The following is an 18,241-nucleotide window of genomic DNA, read 5'->3' on the forward strand; positions in this document are numbered from 1 at the left end:
GTGTTTTTTGCCTTTCTGGATTTTCGGGTTATCACCCCATCCCCTCCCCATCCTCTCCCGCTGGTCTGTTTGTCGATTGTTACTATGGTGGTCAGTGCACCTCGATGCACCCGATGATCTGACTCATTTACGCTTCAGGAGTCGCTAATGGAGCACCCTCGCATTGGCGGATAATAGCCAGTACAACCACTACCGCGCTGAAGTGCTGCGTTTTTTGCACGAGCGTCATAGCCGTACTGAGGAGCCCAGGGTTGTCATCGATAATCCGACTCCTGTGGAGATGGAGCTTCCCCCAAAAGGGAAAAGTGCTGCCTAGGGGTTTAGCTCGGCCCCGCAATATTTGCAATGCCCGGCGTCGGAGTCATGGCCGCTACGATTGCAGTTTGCACAGTATTTGTTGGAACGCTCCCGGCGCAACTCGTCCGCCAGCTCGGCGGTGATAATCCCGGTGGGAACCGCGATAATGGAGTAACCGGTGACCATTACCAGCGATGCCAGCATTTGGCCAACCACCGTGTGGGGGGTGATATCGCCATAACCGACGGTGGTGATGGTAACGATCGCCCAGTAGATACTCTGGGGGATGCTGGTAAACCCGCTTTCAACACCCTCGACCACATACATCAGCGAGCCGAAAATAGTAGCCAGGACCAGCACGGAGCAAAAAAATACGAAAATTTTGCGTCGTGAAGAGAGCATGGAGCGCCAGAGCACGTTGGCGTCGCGCAGGTAACGCATCAGTTTCAGAATTCGGAAGATCCGTAGTACTCGCAGCAGGCGGATGATAACCAGGAAGGAGGAGCCACTAAAGATCAGTGCGAGATAGCTGGGTAAGATGGCGAGCAGGTCAACAATCCCAAAGAAACTGCGGGCATAACTGCCCGGTTTGGGAGAGCAGTAGAGGCGGGCACCGTACTCGAGGGTGAAAAGCAGGGTAAAAAACCACTCCAGCATAAAGAACTGATAGTGGTAGGTGGATGATATCGCTTCGACTGAATCCAGCATGGCGATCAGTATGCTGAGTATGATGGCCACAATGAGGTAAAGATCGAAGCGACGCCCGGCGGGTGTCTCCGTTCCAAAAATTACTTCATAGAGTTGTTCTTTAACTGGTTTCGCCGCCATGCTTAATCCGCCGAGTGAGATCCATTCAAGCGACTATAGTAACGAATTTTCGGCAAGGAAGTGAGGCACAGGCAGTTTCGGCTTTCGTCTGGAGTGGCAGCCCAGGATCTCCAGATGCAGCGAAGCTACCAGCTCATGCGGTAGAGCGATGCCATGCTGAGCAGCAGCAGAGTGACGCAAGTGATAGAGATCATGATGTCGGGCAGGGGGGATCGCTTTTTGGGCATCTTGGGCTCGCTGGATTGTTTCAGGGTGAGCCTAGTGTAGGTCGGGCCAGTGGTCGCGACTATGGGTAGTGATACGAGAATCGATGCGACATCTACCTAAGCAGAGCGCACCATAGGTCGGTTCGCACGCGTCTCTACCCAATAGAGCGCGGTCCGATGCCGGGAAGCGCTCGTTTTGTTCGCCGGTGCTGGGGAGGGGGTGCGTTGGGGTAGCGGGGCCCTTGGGCCCCAACCGATGGCTTGAGCTCTGATTAGAGCTCAAGCGGAGTTACATCTGATCTTTCACCTGCAGTACCTGACGTACAAGGTGGGCGAGGGATTTGGTTGCCATTTTTTCCATGACCCGGGAGCGGTGAATCTCAACCGTACGCTGACTCAGGTTGATATCCAGCGCTATCACCTTGTTCGCTTTACCTTCGATGACGTGGTGCAACACCTCCCGTTCACGATCGGTGAGGGTGCTCAAGCGACGCAGGATCTCCTTGTGTTCCAGCAACTCCTTGCGTTGTTCTGTGTCCAGCTTAAGGGCGTCGTTAATCAGGTCCAGTAGCTCCTGATCGCGGAAAGGTTTCTGGATAAAATTCATGGCGCCGTCTTTGATCGCCTGCACCGCCATCTGCACATCACCGTGGCCGGTAATGAAGATGATGGGCAAAATGCAGTGCATATCATTCAGCTTGCCCTGTAGCTCCAGCCCGCTCATGCCGGGCATGCGGATATCGAGCACAATACAGCCTGGGCGGTTTTCATCGTAACTGTTGAGGAACTCTGCCGGGGAGGCGAAGGTTTCTACGGATTGACCGACTGATTTCATCAGTAATCGAAGTGAGTCCCTTACGGCCTCGTCATCGTCAATTATAAAAACGGTAGATTCCTGCTGCATGTTCGCTCCCTTTTGATATGGATCTAGATGTGTGGCACCGGCTTGTTATGGTAATCAGTTTGCCATTATGTCCAGCTTATATCGAGCATTATAGCGGCATCTGGCGCTTCAGTTGGTCGGCGATCGAGAGCACCCCTGCAATGATGACCAGAGCGATGCCCGCGAACGTGATCAGGCTGAGGGATTCTCCCCATAGCAACCAGCCGAAAAGGGTTGCGAACAGGATCGATGAGTAGGTGAAGGGGCCTAGACGCCCGGCCGGGGCCAGGGCATAGGCTTGGCTAAGGGAGAGCTGGGCACCTGTTGAAAGGGCCGCCATCAGCAGGATCAACAGCCAGCCCTCCAGCGAGGGGGTGACCCAGTTGAGCAGGCCGGGGGTTGCAGAAAGGAGGCTGGTAAACAGTGCAAAGTAGAACACGATGCGGGTACTGGGCTCGGTGTTGGCCATGCGGCGGATGGTGACCTTGGCCAGGGCGCTGAGCAAGGCGCCACACAGGGCGATCAATAGTACCGGATTCAGGCTATCCGACTGCGGGTTTAGAACCAGTGCAACGCCGGTGAACCCTAACAAAATAGCGAGTCTGACGATCCGGGGCACCTGTTCCCCCAGCCAAAGCGCCGCGATGATTGGAATGAAAAAGGGCGCAGTTTGCTTGAATAGCGCCGCCTCTGCCAAGGGCAGGTGCGCCCATGAATAGTACAGGCAGTACATAGCGCTCACCCCTACCAGCGCCCGCATCAGGTGAAAGCGCAATTGCCGGGTATGGATTGCGGGAACCCCAAAGCGCATCAGCCAGGGCAGGAGGAGTAGCAAGGCCAGCGCATTACGACAAAACACGATGACCTCATTGGGAAGCTCGCCGGAAAGCTGGCGGATGGTGACTCCGCTGAGTACCAATAGCAGCTCTGAGAGCAGGATAAAGAGGGCGCCACGGTAGAGGGGGTTGGTCATGGTAGCTTCGATGGCGGATTCGATGGCGGAGGGTGGCGCAGTATATCGCGTAACCGGACAAACGCTTGCATGAAAATCTCCAGAGTGCGAAGCTGGTAACCAAGGAACTCAGCTGAGGCTGTGCTCGGGGCCGCGATGGACGCGCACGCCGAGGACGTTGGACCGGTAGAACTACTCCCTGGGCCATAACAATAAGAATACAGCGAGCGACTTCGATGATGTTACGACTTATAACCTTTCTGTTGCTGTGCCTTGGGTTCCTGCCAGGCCTTGCCGCAGCCGATAAAAATCAGTTATTAGACCAGCTTTATAGGTTGGAAGTAGAAACCTATAAAGCCTCGACCCAGTTTCATATGTTTACTTTCCTGGAAGGGGATATGAGGGTCGGTACCAAGCTTGAACAGGCATTGGAGCGGATGCAGCCACTGCTGCTAACGGATGAGCAGGTGGGCGGTGAAACGGGGCTTATCACCCTGGCCGACACTATTCGGCGTGACTTTGAACAATACAAAAAAGCGGCCCATGCCAATGAGATTCGCACCCAGGGCTACACCTCTCTCTACGCCATAAGCGATCTTGATAATGCCGAAACCCAACTGCTGGTGAGTCTGTCGGCGGCCTACGATTACCTTAACGGGAATCAGCCCGGACTGCGCCAGCAGGTGATGTCCGCAGCGGCCCGGGTCCAGAAAATGGCATCGCGCTACGCGCGCCTGGCAGCCCATTGGAACGGGCGCACCGGTTTGATGGCTGACGCCGAAGGGGACACCATTGATGTCAACGCGGCGGCCTTTGAAAAGCAGCTGAGTGCACTAAGAGGCAAGCTTGACGATGAGCGGTTGCTTCAGGCTGAGATTAAGTGGGAGTATATCTCAGCGAAGTTGATCGACTACCAAAATGAAACGGTCCCCTATCTGGTGACTCGCTATAGCGACTCGATTGTCGCGCGCCTAATGTCCGTTGGGGCTGATATCGATGCCGATTCACCGGCCCTGGCAGTAAACTGATGGTGGAGTGCGATCATAGACCCTGCGCTTTGGGCAAATTAGGCTTATAATTTCCTGTTTACGGCGTTTAGTTTTAGTCTGGGGACCTGAAACCTGCATCGAGTCCAAAAACTCTTGCATGGTTCCGGTTCTGTTGCGTAGTTTATGAGGCTACCCGTCCGACTCTATAGAGGCGGGGTACGCTATTCGAGAAACCTATGTACTGGCTGTACAGCAGCCCGCTGCATACATTCGATAACGATCCATAAAAAGAGAGTTCTATGAGCAATACCCCCGCACTGGAAGTTGATGACCTGCACAAGCATTTTAATGAACTGGAAGTGCTCAAAGGGGTTTCACTGACGGCCCAAAAAGGCGACGTGATCTCGATGATCGGCTCTTCTGGCTCCGGCAAGAGTACCTTCCTGCGCTGTATTAACCTGCTTGAAATACCTACCGCGGGGGATATCTATCTCCACGGCGAAAAGATCGCCATGAAACCGGGTAAGCGCGGCGTTCAGATGCCCGCGGACCAGAAGCAGGTAGAGCGAATTCGTTCTCGACTGTCGATGGTGTTTCAGAGTTTTAACCTCTGGTCGCACATGACGATCGAGCAGAACATCATAGAAGCACCGATTCAGGTACTGGGACTCTCCAAGAAAGAAGCACTGGAAAGGGCTCGTCAGCTGATGGATAAAGTCGGCATATACGAGCGACGTGACTACTACCCTGGCCATATGTCCGGTGGTCAACAGCAGCGTGCGGCAATTGCGCGGGCGCTGGCAATGGATCCGGAGGTGATGCTGTTCGATGAGCCCACTTCGGCACTGGATCCGGAGTTGGTAAGTGAAGTACTCAAAGTGATGCAGGATCTCGCGGAAGAGGGACGGACCATGATCGTGGTAACCCACGAAATGGCCTTTGCCCGAGATGTGTCAAACAAGGTACTCTTTCTTCATCAGGGGCTCATTGAGGAGCAGGGGCATCCCGACAAAGTCTTCAATAATCCTGAATCAGATCGGCTGCAGCAATTCCTTGCGAGCAGTTATTAAACTGATCACAAAACAAACTACAAAAAAACCTAGGGAGTTACTTATGATAAAGCGCTTATTTGCTATTGGTGCCACCGTTGTTGCGCTGGCCGCTACCCCGGCAATGGCCAAAGAGTGGAACAAGGTTCGCATCGGTGTTGAGGGTGCGTACCCTCCGTTTAGCCAAACCAATCCTGACGGCTCGGTGACCGGCTTCGATATCGATGTTGCCAATGCCTTGTGTGCCGCTATGAATGCAGAGTGCACCATGGTCAAGCAAGACTGGGACGGTATTATTCCTGCGCTGCTGGCTCGCAAGTACGACGCCATTATCGCGTCCATGTCCATTACCGAAGAGCGTAAGCAGAAGGTTGACTTCACCAAGAAGTATTATACTTCACCGCTGGCCTATGCTGCCAAAAAAGGGGCTGGTATCGACACCAGCAACCTGGCAGGTAAAACCGTTGGTGTGCAGCGCTCCACCATCGCCGACACGTACATTTCCAATGCGGTTGAGGGTGTTAACGTCAAGCGTTACGGTACCCAGGATGAAGCCTACCTTGATATAAAGGCGGGTCGCCTGGATCTACTGGTGGCCGATGTATTCGTACTGACCGACGGCTTCCTTAGCAAAGAGGGCGGCGACGCCTACGAGCTAGTGGGCGATAGTATTACTGACGCCAAGTGGGTAGGCGAAGGTATTGGTATTGCCGTACGTAAGCGCGATAAGGACCTGACCTCACAGCTCAACGCTGCGATCGACAAGATCCGTGCAGATGGTACCTACGATAAGATTCGTAAGCAGTACTTTGAGTTCGAGATCTACTAAGTTCGAACGCCGGCGGAGCGCGACCAGCGCTCCGCCATATTCTCTTTTTTCCGTTTACCTGTGAGAGCGCAATATGCTGGATCTTCACGGCTATGGCCCAAGTATTCTCAGTGGCGCTGTGCTTACCATCGAAGTCGCCCTACTGTCGCTTCTACTGAGCATGATATTGGGCATCGGTACGGCGTTAGCCAAACTCTCAAAATCACGCGTTGCTCACGGCTTTGCGATGGTCTATACCACCGTGATCCGGGGTATCCCCGACCTTGTGTTGATGCTGCTGATCTTCTTCGGTGGGCAGATGCTGGTAAACGAACTCGCCTATAGGGTGGGTTACGAAGATTACATCGATATTAACCCCTTTGTTGCGGGCGTACTGACCATCGGTTTTATCTTCGGTGCCTACATGGCGGAAACGTTTCGCGGCGCGATCATCTCCGTTGATAGCGGGCAGCTGGAAGCTGCACGCGCATACGGAATGACCGGGTTGCAGGTGTTTCGCCGGATTCTATTTCCGCAAATGATGCGCCACGCATTGCCAGGTTTTGGCAATAACTGGCTAGTGTTACTCAAGACCACCGCGCTGGTATCCATCATCGGCCTAGACGATATGGTGCGCACAGCCTCCCTCGCGGCGGGCTCAACCCAAAAGCCTTTTACCTTCTACTTCACGGTATCGGTGATCTTCCTGGTGTTTACCTCAATCTCTGTAGGCTATCTGCAGTGGCTTGAGCGTCGTTACAGCGCCAGCTTGCGAAGGGAGGCTTGATCATGGATTTTTCGATAATTATCGACAACATCGATGTATACCTGAACGGCGCCTGGATCACTATTCAGCTGGTTTTCCTGGCCCTGTTGCTGGGCCTGATCGTGGCGATACCGCTGGCTATTTTGCGCAATAACCGCAACCCGTTAATCTGGGGTCCGATCTGGGTGTACACTTTTTTCTTTCGTGGTACGCCGATGCTGGTTCAGGTGTTTCTGGTGTATTACGGGATGGGTCAATTTGAGGCGATTAGAGAGAGTTTCGTATGGCCCTTTTTCAAAGAAGCGTACTGGTGTGCGCTATTCGCCTTCACGCTGAATACCGCAGCTTACACGACCGAAATTTTTCGCGGTGCGATTGCCAATACGCCTCTGGGGGAGATTGAAGCGGCCAGAGCCTACGGCATGAGTCGCTGGAAACAGATCCGGCGTATTATCTTACCCAGTGCCCTGCGTCGCGCGTTACCGGCGTATAGCAACGAGGTGGTGTTTATGCTGCACGGAAGCGCTATAGCGGGGATTATTACGATCGTTGACCTGACGGGTGCAGCACGAATTATCAACGCCAAATACTATAGCCCTTTTGAGGCCTTTATCGCCGCAGGTGCGTTTTATATGGCGATAACCTTTACCATCGTATTTATCTTTAGGCGGCTGGAAAACCGCTACCACGCCCATTTACGTCCACGTTCCTGAGAACCGGGTCGCAGAACGAAGCAGGGGGAGCCACGGCTCCCCTTGCTTCGTTCTGGTGCCCGTTATACTGCTTGAGTAGGGCAGGAGCCCGGCCGGCAGAAGGGTACGATTGAACGCCTTCCAGCCGCTTAGGCCAATGGTTATTTTGCGGGTAGTCTTTCCGCACCCTTGGTCGCTACAGGTGCCCCTGGGGCACAGGGAGAAGGATGATGGCAACGGTAATGATCACGGGCTGTAGCCGGGGGCTAGGGCTGGAAGCGGCCAAGCAGTATCTGGCCGATGATTGGAAAGTCTATGCGAGCTGCCGAGAGCCCGATAGCTGCCCCGAGCTGCAGGCGCTGGCCAGGGATTATCACCAGCTGCACCTGCTGGATCTTGATATCGCCAATAACGATTCTATTGACAGTGCCGTACGACAACTCCATGGGCAGCCGCTGGATCTTCTTATTCAGAATGCGGGAGTCTATGGTCCCGGAGCGTCGCGTCTGGAGACGGTAGAAGTTGAGCCTTGGATCGATACGTTACGGATCAACTCTATTGCACCGCTAATGGTGGTGCAAAGGGTGCTGGATAATCTGCGTATGGGCTACGATCCCACCGTTGTCTTGCTGACCAGCAAGATGGGGAGCATGACCGATAACCTCAGTGGGGGGAGTTATATCTACCGCAGCTCAAAGGCCGCGCTAAATTCGGTAGGCAAAAGCCTTGCCGAAGACCTTCGGGGTGAAGGGATCAAAGTGCTACTGATGCACCCGGGGTGGGTCAAGACCGATATGGGGGGGCCCAATGCCCTGATTGATGCGGCGACCTCCGTGCGCTCGATGCGTCAGGTGATCGCCGCTACCACGCTCACAGAAAGCGGTAGTTATCTTAACTACGACGGTGATCCGATCCCATGGTAGGTCGCCCGGGTGCTAAATTCTGAAGTCCAGCGTCTGGCCCTCCATGGGCTGGGTGGCCACTGGCTCATAAGCGTTGCGTATCCGTTCTTGAAGTGCCTCTGCGGGGCCGGGTTTCGGTTTATGCTATTGGTGGGAGGGCAAGGGGCTGGCCATACTCTCCGAGAGCCAGTCTTTAAACTCCTGCGCAGGCATGGGGCGAGCAAACAGGTAGCCCTGAAAGGCATCGCAGCCCATGCCGTGCAGATGGCTCCACTGAAATTCGGTTTCCACCCCCTCGGCTACGGTTTTGATGTCGATATGTCGGCCTATGGAGATGATGGCATCGACCAGGTGGCGGGGTGACTCACTATGCAACTCATTGATAAACGAACGGTCGATCTTAAGGATATCTATAGGCAGGTCCCTCAGGTAGGCAAGGGATGAGTACCCGGTACCAAAATCATCCAACGCAATCAGTAGGCCGAAGCGCCGCAACAAGTGCAGTTTTGCCACGGTCTCTTTAAGGTCCGTCAGCAATACCCCTTCGGTGACCTCCAGGCAGAGTCGAGAGGGGGGGATGGAGCTTGCCTTGATGGCATCACATAGGCCGCTGACAAAATCCGGGCGCGCGAACTGCCAGGGGGATACGTTAATGGTCAGATACCCGTTAAAAGCGGGTATAGAATCCTTCCACTGCGCCAGTTTTTGCAGGGCCTGGGCGGAGACCCAGTCGCCAATACTGTTGATGAGCCCAGTCTCTTCAGCCAGGGGAATGAAACGCTCAGGGGATACCATCCCCTTGTCGGGATGGTGCCAGCGAATGAGCGCCTCTGCGCCGATGCACTGGCGGGAGCCGTCAAGTAGGGGTTGAAAGTAGAGTTCGAACTGCTGCTCGCGCAGGGCCTGCCGAAGATCCTGCTCCAGCTGTTGCCGGTCGCGGTTTTCCTCGACAGAGGAGGGGTCATAGAGATGGAAGCGCCCGCGGCCACTTTTTTTGCCTCGACTTAAGGCCACGCTGGCACCGCTCATCACCTGATGGGCTGTTCTCCCATGCAATGGAACCATGAACAACGCCATGGTTGCCCCCACCTGCAGGCTGTGGTCATTGATCTGCAAGGGTTGCTGGATGATCGCTAGCACTTTGGCTGCTATTTGACGGCCATATTCCACGGACTGGCTCTTGATGTGTTCATCGATCAGCACAAACTCGTCACCGGCTATACGGGCAACCATCATCGATTGTCCCACGGTGTTGCGCAGTCGCCTCGACAGTAGCTTGAGTAGTTTGTCGCCCACATCCTGCCCCAGTTCGTCATTGATGCGCTTGAAATGATCGAGGTTGATTTGCAGGTACAGTAGTGGAGGGCACTCTCCTTCGTAACTCGACAGGCGCTGTTTTAGGTATTCCCGCAGCATGGCGCGGGTCGGTAGCTCCGTGAGGGGGTCTTCGAACGCCATTCTGTGAATGCGGTTTTCCGCTGCCTGGCGTTGTTCCATCTCCTCTTTCAGGGCGTTTTCCCTTTCCCGCGCCGCCGTTGCCTTGTTGACCGCTTCGTAGGCGAGGTTGATACAGATGAACAGCACCAACGCGGTGGTACCAAAGCCGAGCAGGTAGATGCCATTGAGGGTGCCCAGGTCGATCATGGAGCCGACTTGGCTGGAAGCGGCTTGTAGCAACAGATAGCACGCCCATAACGCGGACAGTAATGAGTGCTCCTGCCACCAGTGGCGCAAAAAACGCCACAGGCAGTAAGCGTAAATACCGTTGATTCCCAGGGACCATAATAGGTTCAGGTTGCCCGGGCTCCCCTTTAAGAGGGCGATCTTTTCGCCCCAGCCATAGTGAAAATGACGAATACCCTCGATGCGATCGAAGCGCAGAGTGTAGGGCGAAAAAAGGTTAACCAGTAACAGCGTACCGCAGATAGCGGTAACGAGGGTGAGCCAGGGACGAACCGATTGCTGGTGGGTGAAGATAGCGCAAAACGCGGCGTAGCCGATGGGCATAACGAGTGCGAAGCTGAGCTGCCAGCGTATCAGGCTGATACCCTGCTCCAGCGTACTGGCCTGATGGTAGAGCAGCGTGCTGATCTGGTAGCCCATTCCGCAGAAGCAGATGATGCTCAGCGACAGGTAGAGCTGACGCATCGATTTGAGGGCGCTGATCCGGGCCAGGGCCCCGGTGGTGATTGCGGCCGCCAGCATGATTCCGCCGGAGAGCCCGAAGAGCAGGGAGATCAACGGTAGGGAGGAGGTGAAATCGTGCATACTCGTCCGTCTTTATGAAATCATGACCAAACCGGTACTTAGCGTGTCACCCGGGATGGGTATTCGCTATTGCGCACGCCTGTTCGACCAATTATGCGCAGGAATATTAAGGGGTCAGTATAAGCGCTGGTTTCGGCTAGTAGGTAGGGGCCGTCAGTAGTTTATCGATCTGTTTGAAGCGGTGGTAGATCGACTCTTGAATGTCCTGGCGTTCAAATTGGGACAGATTTTCCAGTTCGCCTACTTCGATGCGGTGCAGGTGCAGGTAGGGGTGGGCGGCCTTGAACTCGCGCAGGTCACCATTGACCAGAACGGGGAGGAACACCTTGCTGCTGGCTTTTGCCTTGTAGGTGTTGTTGATCAGGTCGATGCCTTGCATGAACTCGAGCATCCTTGAGCGCTTTTTGCCGCGCATCGGCAAGGAGAGGTAGAGCCCTCCCTGATGACCGAAACTTTCCCCGGGGTGAAGCATAATGCCGGTTGGCTTTATCGATGCAGTGCCGATAAAGCTGAACATGTCGTGAAAGGCGTAGGGGTTGGGCAGTACGATCAGCCCGCTGTCACTATCCCGGGGCAGTATGACCTCGAAATTGGCGTAAATTTTCTCAACGGCAGGGCTATAGACACAGAAAGCACTCGCCACTTTTTTGAAAAAGTTCGAGGCCAACTGTTTGTTGGAGATTGCACTGAGGTCCCAGAATAGGTCCGGGTTCTCGTTATCACTCATAGCTACGTCCTTGCTAGTCTGTCGAGACAATAAGCCGATTTATATCCATTAGCAATAAGCAATTCCTCAAAGCGCCAAGCTAGTCACTCACCAGTGCGACCAAACCCTGTAGGACAATCTCCTCGTAGGTGATCACCCCGACAATCTGCCCGAAATCACGGCGACCTCTCGCGCCACTGCTGCTGGCAGATGTCGATGATTGCGCGGGTAGCATTGTTGGGATCTGCTTGCTTATCCCACGCGAGCCCGATGGTGCGAGCAAGGTCGATGTCGCTAATCTCTCGCAGTGTCAGGTCGTCCCGTTGCATCAGTTGGGGAATCTCCGGTACCAGTGCCGCCCCTACTCCGGCGCCTACCAAGCCTAGCGCGTATTCGACGGTCTGGATACGGGCGCGAATTTTTAGGCGGATGCCGAGGCGGGAGAGGCTGCTATCGAGCACGTTGACCGCTTCACAGGGGGAGCGGTAGATAAAGTCGATACCATCGAAGTCCGACAGATAGAGTTCGTTTTTCAGGCTCAGGGGATGGCCGCTGGGCAGTGCCAGCAGATAGCGGTCACGCCACAGGGGCTGGAACACCTCGCTGCTCTGCAGGTAGGCGCTGCTAATAATGCGCGCATCGCAGGGTTCTTCGGGCTGAACCAGGGTCAACTCCAGCCCCTCGGTACTGCTGCTCAGGTCCTTGAGCAGTCGGCTTACCCGTTCGGCACCCAGTGAACGGATCAAACCGAGGCGAAAGGGCAAACGTTCGCGCTGCTGGTTGAACAGGCTCACAATGGCCTGGGCGTCACCCAGCAGGCGGTTGGCGAGGGGGTAAAGCTGCTCCCCCGCCTCTGTGGCGTGCACCCCTTTGGCATGGCGGGAGAAGAGCGGGCTGTCGAGGGTCGTCTCGAGCTGGGCAATCGCCGCCGAGATAGAGGGTTGGGCAATAAAACAGCGTCGCGCTGCGGCACTGATGCTACCGCATTCATAGACGGCGACGAAGTAGCGAAGGGCTCGTAAATCCATAGTTATAAACTATATCAGATAGAGTTAAAGAATATTATCCCTTTGCTTTGGTGTGGCCTATCATCAAGCCCTGTAATGGGGGGCTGCCTGCTCGATGCATCGGTACCGAGCGACGATCCATCCGCGTTATCGATCGGGCTCCCAGCCCATCTTTTATCTGACGACCGCTGGCGTAAGCCATGCCGCCCCGAACCGAACCGCATCAGGAGAACCCCTATGAGTAGCCGCCCCACATTTAACTGGATCGACCCCCTGGAGATGGGCTCGCTACTCAGCGAAGAGGAGCGGATGGTGCGCGATAGCGCTCACGACTATGCCCAGGACAAGCTGATGTCCCGCGTAAAAATGGCCAATCGCGAAGAGCACTTCCACCGTGAAATCATGAATGAGCTGGGTGAGCTGGGTCTGCTTGGCGCCACCCTGCCGGAGGAGTACGGCTGCGCTGGGGTCAATTATGTCTGCTATGGGCTGGTGGCACGGGAAGTGGAGCGGGTTGACAGTGGGTACCGTTCGGCAATGAGTGTGCAGTCATCACTGGTGATGCACCCGATCCATGCCTACGGCAGCGAGGCGCAGCGTAAAAAATATCTGCCCAAGCTGGCAACGGGGGAGTGGGTTGGTTGTTTCGGCCTCACCGAGCCCGATGTCGGTAGTGATCCAGGGGGGATGAAGACCCGTGCCGAAAAAGTATCCGATGGCTACCTGCTAAAGGGCGCCAAAATGTGGATCACCAACTCCCCCATCGCCGATGTGATGGTGGTGTGGGCCAAACTCGACGGTGAGATTCGCGGCTTTATCCTCGAGCGGGGTATGGCAGGGCTTAGCACCCCCAAGATTGAGGGCAAGTTCTCCCTGCGCGCCTCCGTGACCGGTGAGATCGTGATGGAGGATGTTCTGGTGCCAGAGGAGAACCTGCTGCCCAACGTCAGTGGCCTGAAGGGCCCCTTTGGCTGCCTCAACAAGGCGCGCTATGGCATCGCCTGGGGCGCACTGGGCGCGGCGGAGTTCTGTTGGCACGCGGCGCGCCAGTACACTCTGGAGCGAGTTCAGTTTAACCGTCCGCTGGCGGCCAATCAGTTGATCCAGAAGAAGCTGGCCGATATGCAAACCGAGATCAGCCTCGGCTTGCTCGGTTGCCTGCAGGCGGGCCGCTTGATGGATGCCGCCCAGTTGGCGCCGGAGGCGATCTCCCTCATTAAACGCAACTCCTGCGGCAAGGCGCTGGATATTGCCCGTGTAGCCCGGGATATGCACGGCGGTAACGGGATCTCTGACGAGTACCATGTGATTCGCCACGTGATGAACCTCGAAGCGGTCAACACCTACGAGGGTACCCATGACATCCATGCCCTGATCCTGGGGCGTGCCCAAACCGGCATTCAGGCTTTCGGCTGATATCAGGCAAGGAGCGCAGCATGCAAAATCGTGCGGTGGTGGTTGAGGGCAATCTAAAACGGGCGTTGGCCAGCGGTGAACTGCCCATACCTTCTAACTCCCTGGCCCTGGCCGATGCCGGCCTTGATGGCAGCGAGCTGGTGGATCTGTTTGAGAGTCAGGTGATGAGCCGACTGCTCGATATTCACTCGCGGGTGCTGCAATCCCGGGGGCAGAGTTTCTATACCATCGGCAGCTCGGGTCATGAGGGCAACGCGGCGGTAGCCAAGGCGCTGCGCCATACCGATATGGCGTTCCTGCACTATCGCAGCGGGGCGTTCTTTGTGCATCGTAGCAAGCAGTTACCGGGGCAGACACCGCTCTACGACATGCTGCTCTCCTTTGCGGCGTCCAGTGAGGACCCGATCTCGGGTGGTCGCCACAAGGTGCTGGGTAGCAAGGCGTTGTTTGTACCGCCCCAGACCAGCACCATCGCCTCGCACCTGCCTAAGGCTGTGGGTGCCGCTTTCAGCATCCCTCTCGGCGCACGTCTGGGTGAGCGAGCCGGGATGCCCGCCGATAGCGTCGTGATCTGCAACTTTGGCGACGCCTCCTCTAACCACTCAACCGCACAGGGCGCGATCAACGCCGCAGCCTGGGCGGCGTATCAGGGCTCACCCCTGCCGTTGGTGTTCTTGTGCGAAGACAATGGCATCGGTATCTCTACCCCGACCCCGGGCGGCTGGATCCGAGCAGCCTTTAGTCAGCGTCCCGGTTTGCACTATCGCTACTGCGATGGGCTGGATCTGCTCGATACCTATCGTACTGCCCGCGAGGCGGTGCAGATTGCTCGCCAGCGGCGCGAGCCGGTGTTCCTGCATATGCGTACCGTACGCCTGATGGGGCACGCCGGCTCCGATGCCGAGATCGCCTACCGCAGCCGTGCGGATATCGAAGCCAACGAGGCACTGGACCCCTTGCTCTTTAGCGCCGGCAGAGTTGTCGAGGCGGGGCTACAGCGCGCGGATCAACTGCTTGATCTGTACTGCGATCTAAAAAACCGTATCGAATGCATCGGCGAGCGCGCGGTTAAGCGCCCCAAGTTGACCCGGCCAGAGCAGGTTATCGCCTCCCTCGCGCCACAGCGCCCGCCCCTGCCGCCCCTGCCCGTGCTGCCGAAGTCGGAGCGCGAGCTGTTGTTCAAGCGTGATCGAACCCTGATGGCCAAACCGCAACCGATGGGGAAATTGATCAACTGGACCCTGGCCGAGTTGATGGCTCAGCGCGATAACATCGTGGTGTGCGGAGAGGATGTGGGGGCCAAGGGGGGCGTTTACCACGTTACTAGCGGCCTGCTACAGAAATTTGGTCCCTCAAGGGTGATCAACACCCTGCTCGATGAGCAGAGTATTCTCGGTTTGGCGATCGGCATGGCCCACAACGGATTTCTGCCGATTCCCGAAATTCAGTTCCTCGCTTACGTGCACAATGCCGAGGATCAGATTCGAGGCGAGGCGGCGACTCTGCCGTTCTTCTCCGACGGTCAGTACAGCAACCCCATGGTGATTCGTATCGCCGGACTCGGTTACCAGAAGGGGTTTGGTGGTCACTTTCACAACGACAACTCGTTGGCCGTGTTCCGGGATATCCCCGGGTTAGTGATCGCTTGCCCCTCCAACGGAGCCGATGCCATGGCGATGATGCGCAGCGCGGTCGCCTTTGCCGCCGAGCAGCAGCGCGTGGTGGTGTTCATTGAACCCATCGCCCTCTATATGACCCGCGACCTGCATGAGGAGGGCGACGGCCTGTGGAGCAATGAGTATTGCAGTGCGGACGCGTCTACCGCGATCGCGGTGGGCGAGTTCGGTGTTGAGGGAGAGGGCACCGAGCTGTGCATTCTGACGTACGGCAATGGCTACTACCTGTCGCGGCAAGCGGCGAAAACCCTGCGTGAGCAGGGTGTTGCGCTGCGCATTATCGACCTGCGCTGGTTGGCACCGCTGGATGAGGTCGCACTGGCCGAGGCCATCGCCCCCTGCGAGCACTTGCTGATCGTGGACGAGTGCCGCCAGACCGGCTCGATCAGTGAGGCGTTGGTCACACTGGTGCAGGAACAGCTGCAATCAGCGCCGAAATTGGCGCGCCTGACCGGCAACGACTGCTTTATCCCCTTGGCCGGAGCCGCTACCAGTGGGCTGCCCAGTGCCGAAGGCATTATCGATGCCGCGCTGGCTCTCATCGGCAAGAGCGGTCGACCCCGGACCCTGGAGGCTTGTAAATGAAAGAGCGTGTCGTCGTGGTGTGCCCGGGACGGGGCACCTACAACAAAGAGGAGCTGGGCTATTTCAAGCGCTTGCACGGCGACAAAAAGGCCCTGATCGAGGGGATTGACCGCTATCGTGCAGGCAGCGGGCAGGTGGGTATCGCCGAACTCGATGCCATGGCGCGCTACTCGTTGAAGCAACACAGCCCGGGAGAGAACGCATCGGCCTTGATCTACGCCTGTGCCTACGCCGATTTTCTCTCCATCGACCCCGAGCTTTACGAGGTGGTGGCGGTGACGGGTAACTCCATGGGCTGGTATATCGCACTGGCCTGCGCCGGTGCACTCGACCCCGACAGTGCCATTCGCCTGATCAACACCATGGGCTCTATGATGACCGAGGGTGTTATCGGCGGTCAGGTTCTCTATCCCCTGGTGGATGATCAGTGGTATCCCGATCCAGCCTTGCAGGCGCAGCTCGATGGGGCGGTGGAGGAGATCAACCGCGAGCCCGGTTGCGAGCTCTATCACTCGATCGCGCTGGGAGGTTACTGCGTACTGGGGGGCAATGAGTCGGCCCTGAAACGGTTGGAGCAGCGCCTGCCCAGGGTGCAGGATCGCTTCCCGATGCGGCTCTACAATCATGCGGCGTTCCATACCCCCCTGTTACAGGGTATCTCGGAGCGGGCTAAACAGCAGCTCCCCCCATCTCTGGTGCAGGCCCCCAAGGTACCGCTGATCGATGGTCGTGGAGCCATCTGGCAGCCCTACAGTACCGATCATAAGCGCCTGCATGACTACACCCTGGGCCATCAGGTAGTGGCTCCCTACGACTTTACTCGTGCCATCGAAGTCGCGCTCAAGGAGTTTGCCCCGGACCGGCTTATTATCACCGGCCCGGGCACCACACTGGGGGGTAGTGTCGCCCAGGTGCTTACAAAACTGCGCTGGGAGGGGATGGGTTGCAAGGCCGATTTTATCGCCAGACAGAAGCAGGACCCCTTTGTGCTATCTATGGGCTATGAGGATCAGCGTAAGCAAGTACTCGCTTAGGGGGGCTAATCTTTGGGTAGCTGCTGTTCGCGCAGCTGGTGCAGGGTGCGATAGAGTAAGGCGATCAGGATGATCAGGATAGGATCGGTGATCTCCGCCAGGTGGTGGTCGAATAGCAGCTGACCCATTTCGATGGCGAGGGTCGCCATGACCATAATGAGGGTCGCCACCGGTAGCCGCACCCCCAGTTTTAGTAGCAACCAGATGGCGGCGCCAAACAGGAAAAACTTCTCGAAGATCACTGCCGTGTTAAGCATCATCGCGCCCCCCAAAAAGCCATAGAAGGGGATCCAGTGAAACTCGGCGTCGTAGCTGCGTAGCTCAAAGGGTTCCAACCCATTGATAACCAGCATTCCCAGCAGTAGCAGGAACACCCAGCGGACACGGTCGGGATTGTGCTGCATCCATCCCAGCCAAAGGGCCGCGGCCAGCAACGCACCCACCACATTGGAGGGGCTGACACTGTTGTAGATCACCAGCACCTCCAGCGCGAACAGCACTGGAATCGCCAGCCACATCATCAGGTCTGGCCAGCGGGGTGGTTTCAGGCTTTGCCAGATCAGCGCGATTACCAGCCAGGCCACGGAATCATGCAATACATTGGTTGCTGAAAGTTGTGGATTGAGCAGGAGGGGCTTAAGACCGTTTTTGATCGATTGCCAGTCGATTGAGGGCACGAAAGGCATCAGTCGGTAGCCGATCCAGCTGGCGGCAACCAGCAAAGGGAATACCTCCAGCTGCTGGTGTCGGGCGAGCAGGCGATCGGCGCGCAGGAAAGGGATGCGTGCCCCGACGATGCCGACCAGGGTGCCGAGTAGATTCCACCATACATCCCGAATATTGGCATCGCGGCTGGGTAGGTAGACCTGGAACAGTTGCAACACCAACGCCAGCACCAAACCACTGATCAGCACCTTGAGCAGCCGTTTGCGGCGGAAGCTGAACATACCGAAGTAACCGTAGGGGATAAACAGGATGACATTGCCGAGGATATCGCCAATATGGCTACGCCCGTTCCAGCCCTGCATCAACTCGTTCCACAGGTGATGCTCCCCCAGCCCGGAAAAGTTGAAGGGGTAGAGTGATCCGTAGGTGATCAGCAGGGCGCTGAGGTAGAAAATACCCTTCAAGTGGCTGTCCTATGCCGCCGGTTTTTCTCAGCATAGTCGATGCACTC

Annotated in this window: 17 protein-coding genes; 10 read left to right on the forward strand and 7 right to left on the reverse strand. The window is 56.5% G+C overall.

Annotated elements, in window-relative coordinates; genetic code table 11:
* Positions 1-163: 163 nt before the first annotated feature.
* A complete protein-coding gene (locus ACP3PW_RS08740; RefSeq protein WP_426416312.1) occupies positions 164-316 on the forward strand; it encodes a hypothetical protein in 153 nt (50 codons plus the stop codon).
* On the opposite strand, the gene ACP3PW_RS08745 is transcribed toward ACP3PW_RS08740, so the two are convergent.
* From ACP3PW_RS08745 to ACP3PW_RS08755, 3 genes are all read right to left on the reverse strand, one after another.
* Positions 313-1,125, reverse strand: coding sequence for an ion transporter (locus ACP3PW_RS08745; protein ID WP_426416313.1), 813 nt, complete (start codon positions 1,123-1,125; stop codon positions 313-315). The genes ACP3PW_RS08740 and ACP3PW_RS08745 overlap by 4 nt on opposite strands.
* Before the next feature lie 495 nt (positions 1,126-1,620).
* Positions 1,621-2,235, reverse strand: coding sequence for a response regulator transcription factor (locus tag ACP3PW_RS08750; protein ID WP_426416314.1), 615 nt, complete (start codon positions 2,233-2,235; stop codon positions 1,621-1,623).
* An 88-nt stretch (positions 2,236-2,323) separates the two neighbouring features.
* Positions 2,324-3,187: a DMT family transporter gene (locus ACP3PW_RS08755; protein WP_426416315.1), complete on the reverse strand. Its 864-nt coding sequence runs from the start codon at positions 3,185-3,187 to the stop codon at positions 2,324-2,326.
* Positions 3,188-3,402: 215 nt separating this feature from the next.
* On the opposite strand from ACP3PW_RS08755, the gene ACP3PW_RS08760 reads away from it, so the two are divergent.
* The 6 genes from ACP3PW_RS08760 (at position 3,403) to ACP3PW_RS08785 (ending at position 8,393) form a co-directional block, all read left to right on the forward strand.
* A complete protein-coding gene (locus tag ACP3PW_RS08760; protein ID WP_426416316.1) occupies positions 3,403-4,194 on the forward strand; it encodes a hypothetical protein in 792 nt (263 codons plus the stop codon).
* A gap of 260 nt (positions 4,195-4,454) precedes the next feature.
* The gene (locus ACP3PW_RS08765; RefSeq protein WP_426416317.1) at positions 4,455-5,225 is read left to right on the forward strand and encodes an ABC transporter ATP-binding protein; all 771 of its coding nucleotides are present in this window, start codon (positions 4,455-4,457) and stop codon (positions 5,223-5,225) included.
* Between the two features lie 43 nt (positions 5,226-5,268).
* Entirely contained in the window at positions 5,269-6,033 is a 765-nt protein-coding gene (locus ACP3PW_RS08770; protein ID WP_426416318.1) for an ABC transporter substrate-binding protein, read from the forward strand.
* A 73-nt stretch (positions 6,034-6,106) separates the two neighbouring features.
* Entirely contained in the window at positions 6,107-6,799 is a 693-nt protein-coding gene (locus ACP3PW_RS08775; RefSeq protein WP_426416319.1) for an ABC transporter permease, read from the forward strand.
* Between the two features lie 2 nt (positions 6,800-6,801).
* Positions 6,802-7,491: an ABC transporter permease gene (locus tag ACP3PW_RS08780; RefSeq protein WP_426416320.1), complete on the forward strand. Its 690-nt coding sequence runs from the start codon at positions 6,802-6,804 to the stop codon at positions 7,489-7,491.
* Between the two features lie 206 nt (positions 7,492-7,697).
* The gene (locus ACP3PW_RS08785) at positions 7,698-8,393 is read left to right on the forward strand and encodes an SDR family oxidoreductase (protein ID WP_426416321.1); all 696 of its coding nucleotides are present in this window, start codon (positions 7,698-7,700) and stop codon (positions 8,391-8,393) included.
* A gap of 123 nt (positions 8,394-8,516) precedes the next feature.
* Here the strand turns inward: ACP3PW_RS08785 and ACP3PW_RS08790 are convergent, their stop codons facing one another.
* The 3 genes from ACP3PW_RS08790 to ACP3PW_RS08800 form a co-directional block, all read right to left on the reverse strand.
* Positions 8,517-10,640: a putative bifunctional diguanylate cyclase/phosphodiesterase gene (locus ACP3PW_RS08790; RefSeq protein ID WP_426416322.1), complete on the reverse strand. Its 2,124-nt coding sequence runs from the start codon at positions 10,638-10,640 to the stop codon at positions 8,517-8,519.
* Between the two features lie 136 nt (positions 10,641-10,776).
* On the reverse strand, positions 10,777-11,367 hold the full coding sequence (locus ACP3PW_RS08795; RefSeq protein WP_426416323.1) for a hypothetical protein: 591 nt from the start codon (positions 11,365-11,367) through the stop codon (positions 10,777-10,779).
* A gap of 155 nt (positions 11,368-11,522) precedes the next feature.
* A complete protein-coding gene (locus tag ACP3PW_RS08800) occupies positions 11,523-12,374 on the reverse strand; it encodes a LysR family transcriptional regulator (RefSeq protein ID WP_426416324.1) in 852 nt (283 codons plus the stop codon).
* Between the two features lie 216 nt (positions 12,375-12,590).
* Here ACP3PW_RS08800 and ACP3PW_RS08805 point away from each other — a divergent pair, with 216 nt between their 5' ends.
* The 3 genes from ACP3PW_RS08805 to ACP3PW_RS08815 are packed head-to-tail and all read left to right on the forward strand — an operon-like array spanning position 12,591 to position 17,064.
* On the forward strand, positions 12,591-13,769 hold the full coding sequence (locus ACP3PW_RS08805) for an acyl-CoA dehydrogenase (protein WP_426416325.1): 1,179 nt from the start codon (positions 12,591-12,593) through the stop codon (positions 13,767-13,769).
* A gap of 20 nt (positions 13,770-13,789) precedes the next feature.
* On the forward strand, positions 13,790-16,030 hold the full coding sequence (locus tag ACP3PW_RS08810; protein WP_426416326.1) for a thiamine pyrophosphate-dependent enzyme: 2,241 nt from the start codon (positions 13,790-13,792) through the stop codon (positions 16,028-16,030).
* A complete protein-coding gene (locus tag ACP3PW_RS08815; protein ID WP_426416327.1) occupies positions 16,027-17,064 on the forward strand; it encodes an ACP S-malonyltransferase in 1,038 nt (345 codons plus the stop codon). Before ACP3PW_RS08810 ends, ACP3PW_RS08815 begins: the two co-directional genes overlap by 4 nt.
* A gap of 5 nt (positions 17,065-17,069) precedes the next feature.
* On the opposite strand, the gene ACP3PW_RS08820 is transcribed toward ACP3PW_RS08815, so the two are convergent.
* The gene (locus ACP3PW_RS08820; RefSeq protein ID WP_426416328.1) at positions 17,070-18,194 is read right to left on the reverse strand and encodes a VanZ family protein; all 1,125 of its coding nucleotides are present in this window, start codon (positions 18,192-18,194) and stop codon (positions 17,070-17,072) included.
* Positions 18,195-18,241: the final 47 nt, after the last annotated feature.

The organism is Aestuariirhabdus sp. LZHN29 (assembly GCF_049985285.1).
GTDB lineage: Bacteria > Pseudomonadota > Gammaproteobacteria > Pseudomonadales > Aestuariirhabdaceae > Aestuariirhabdus.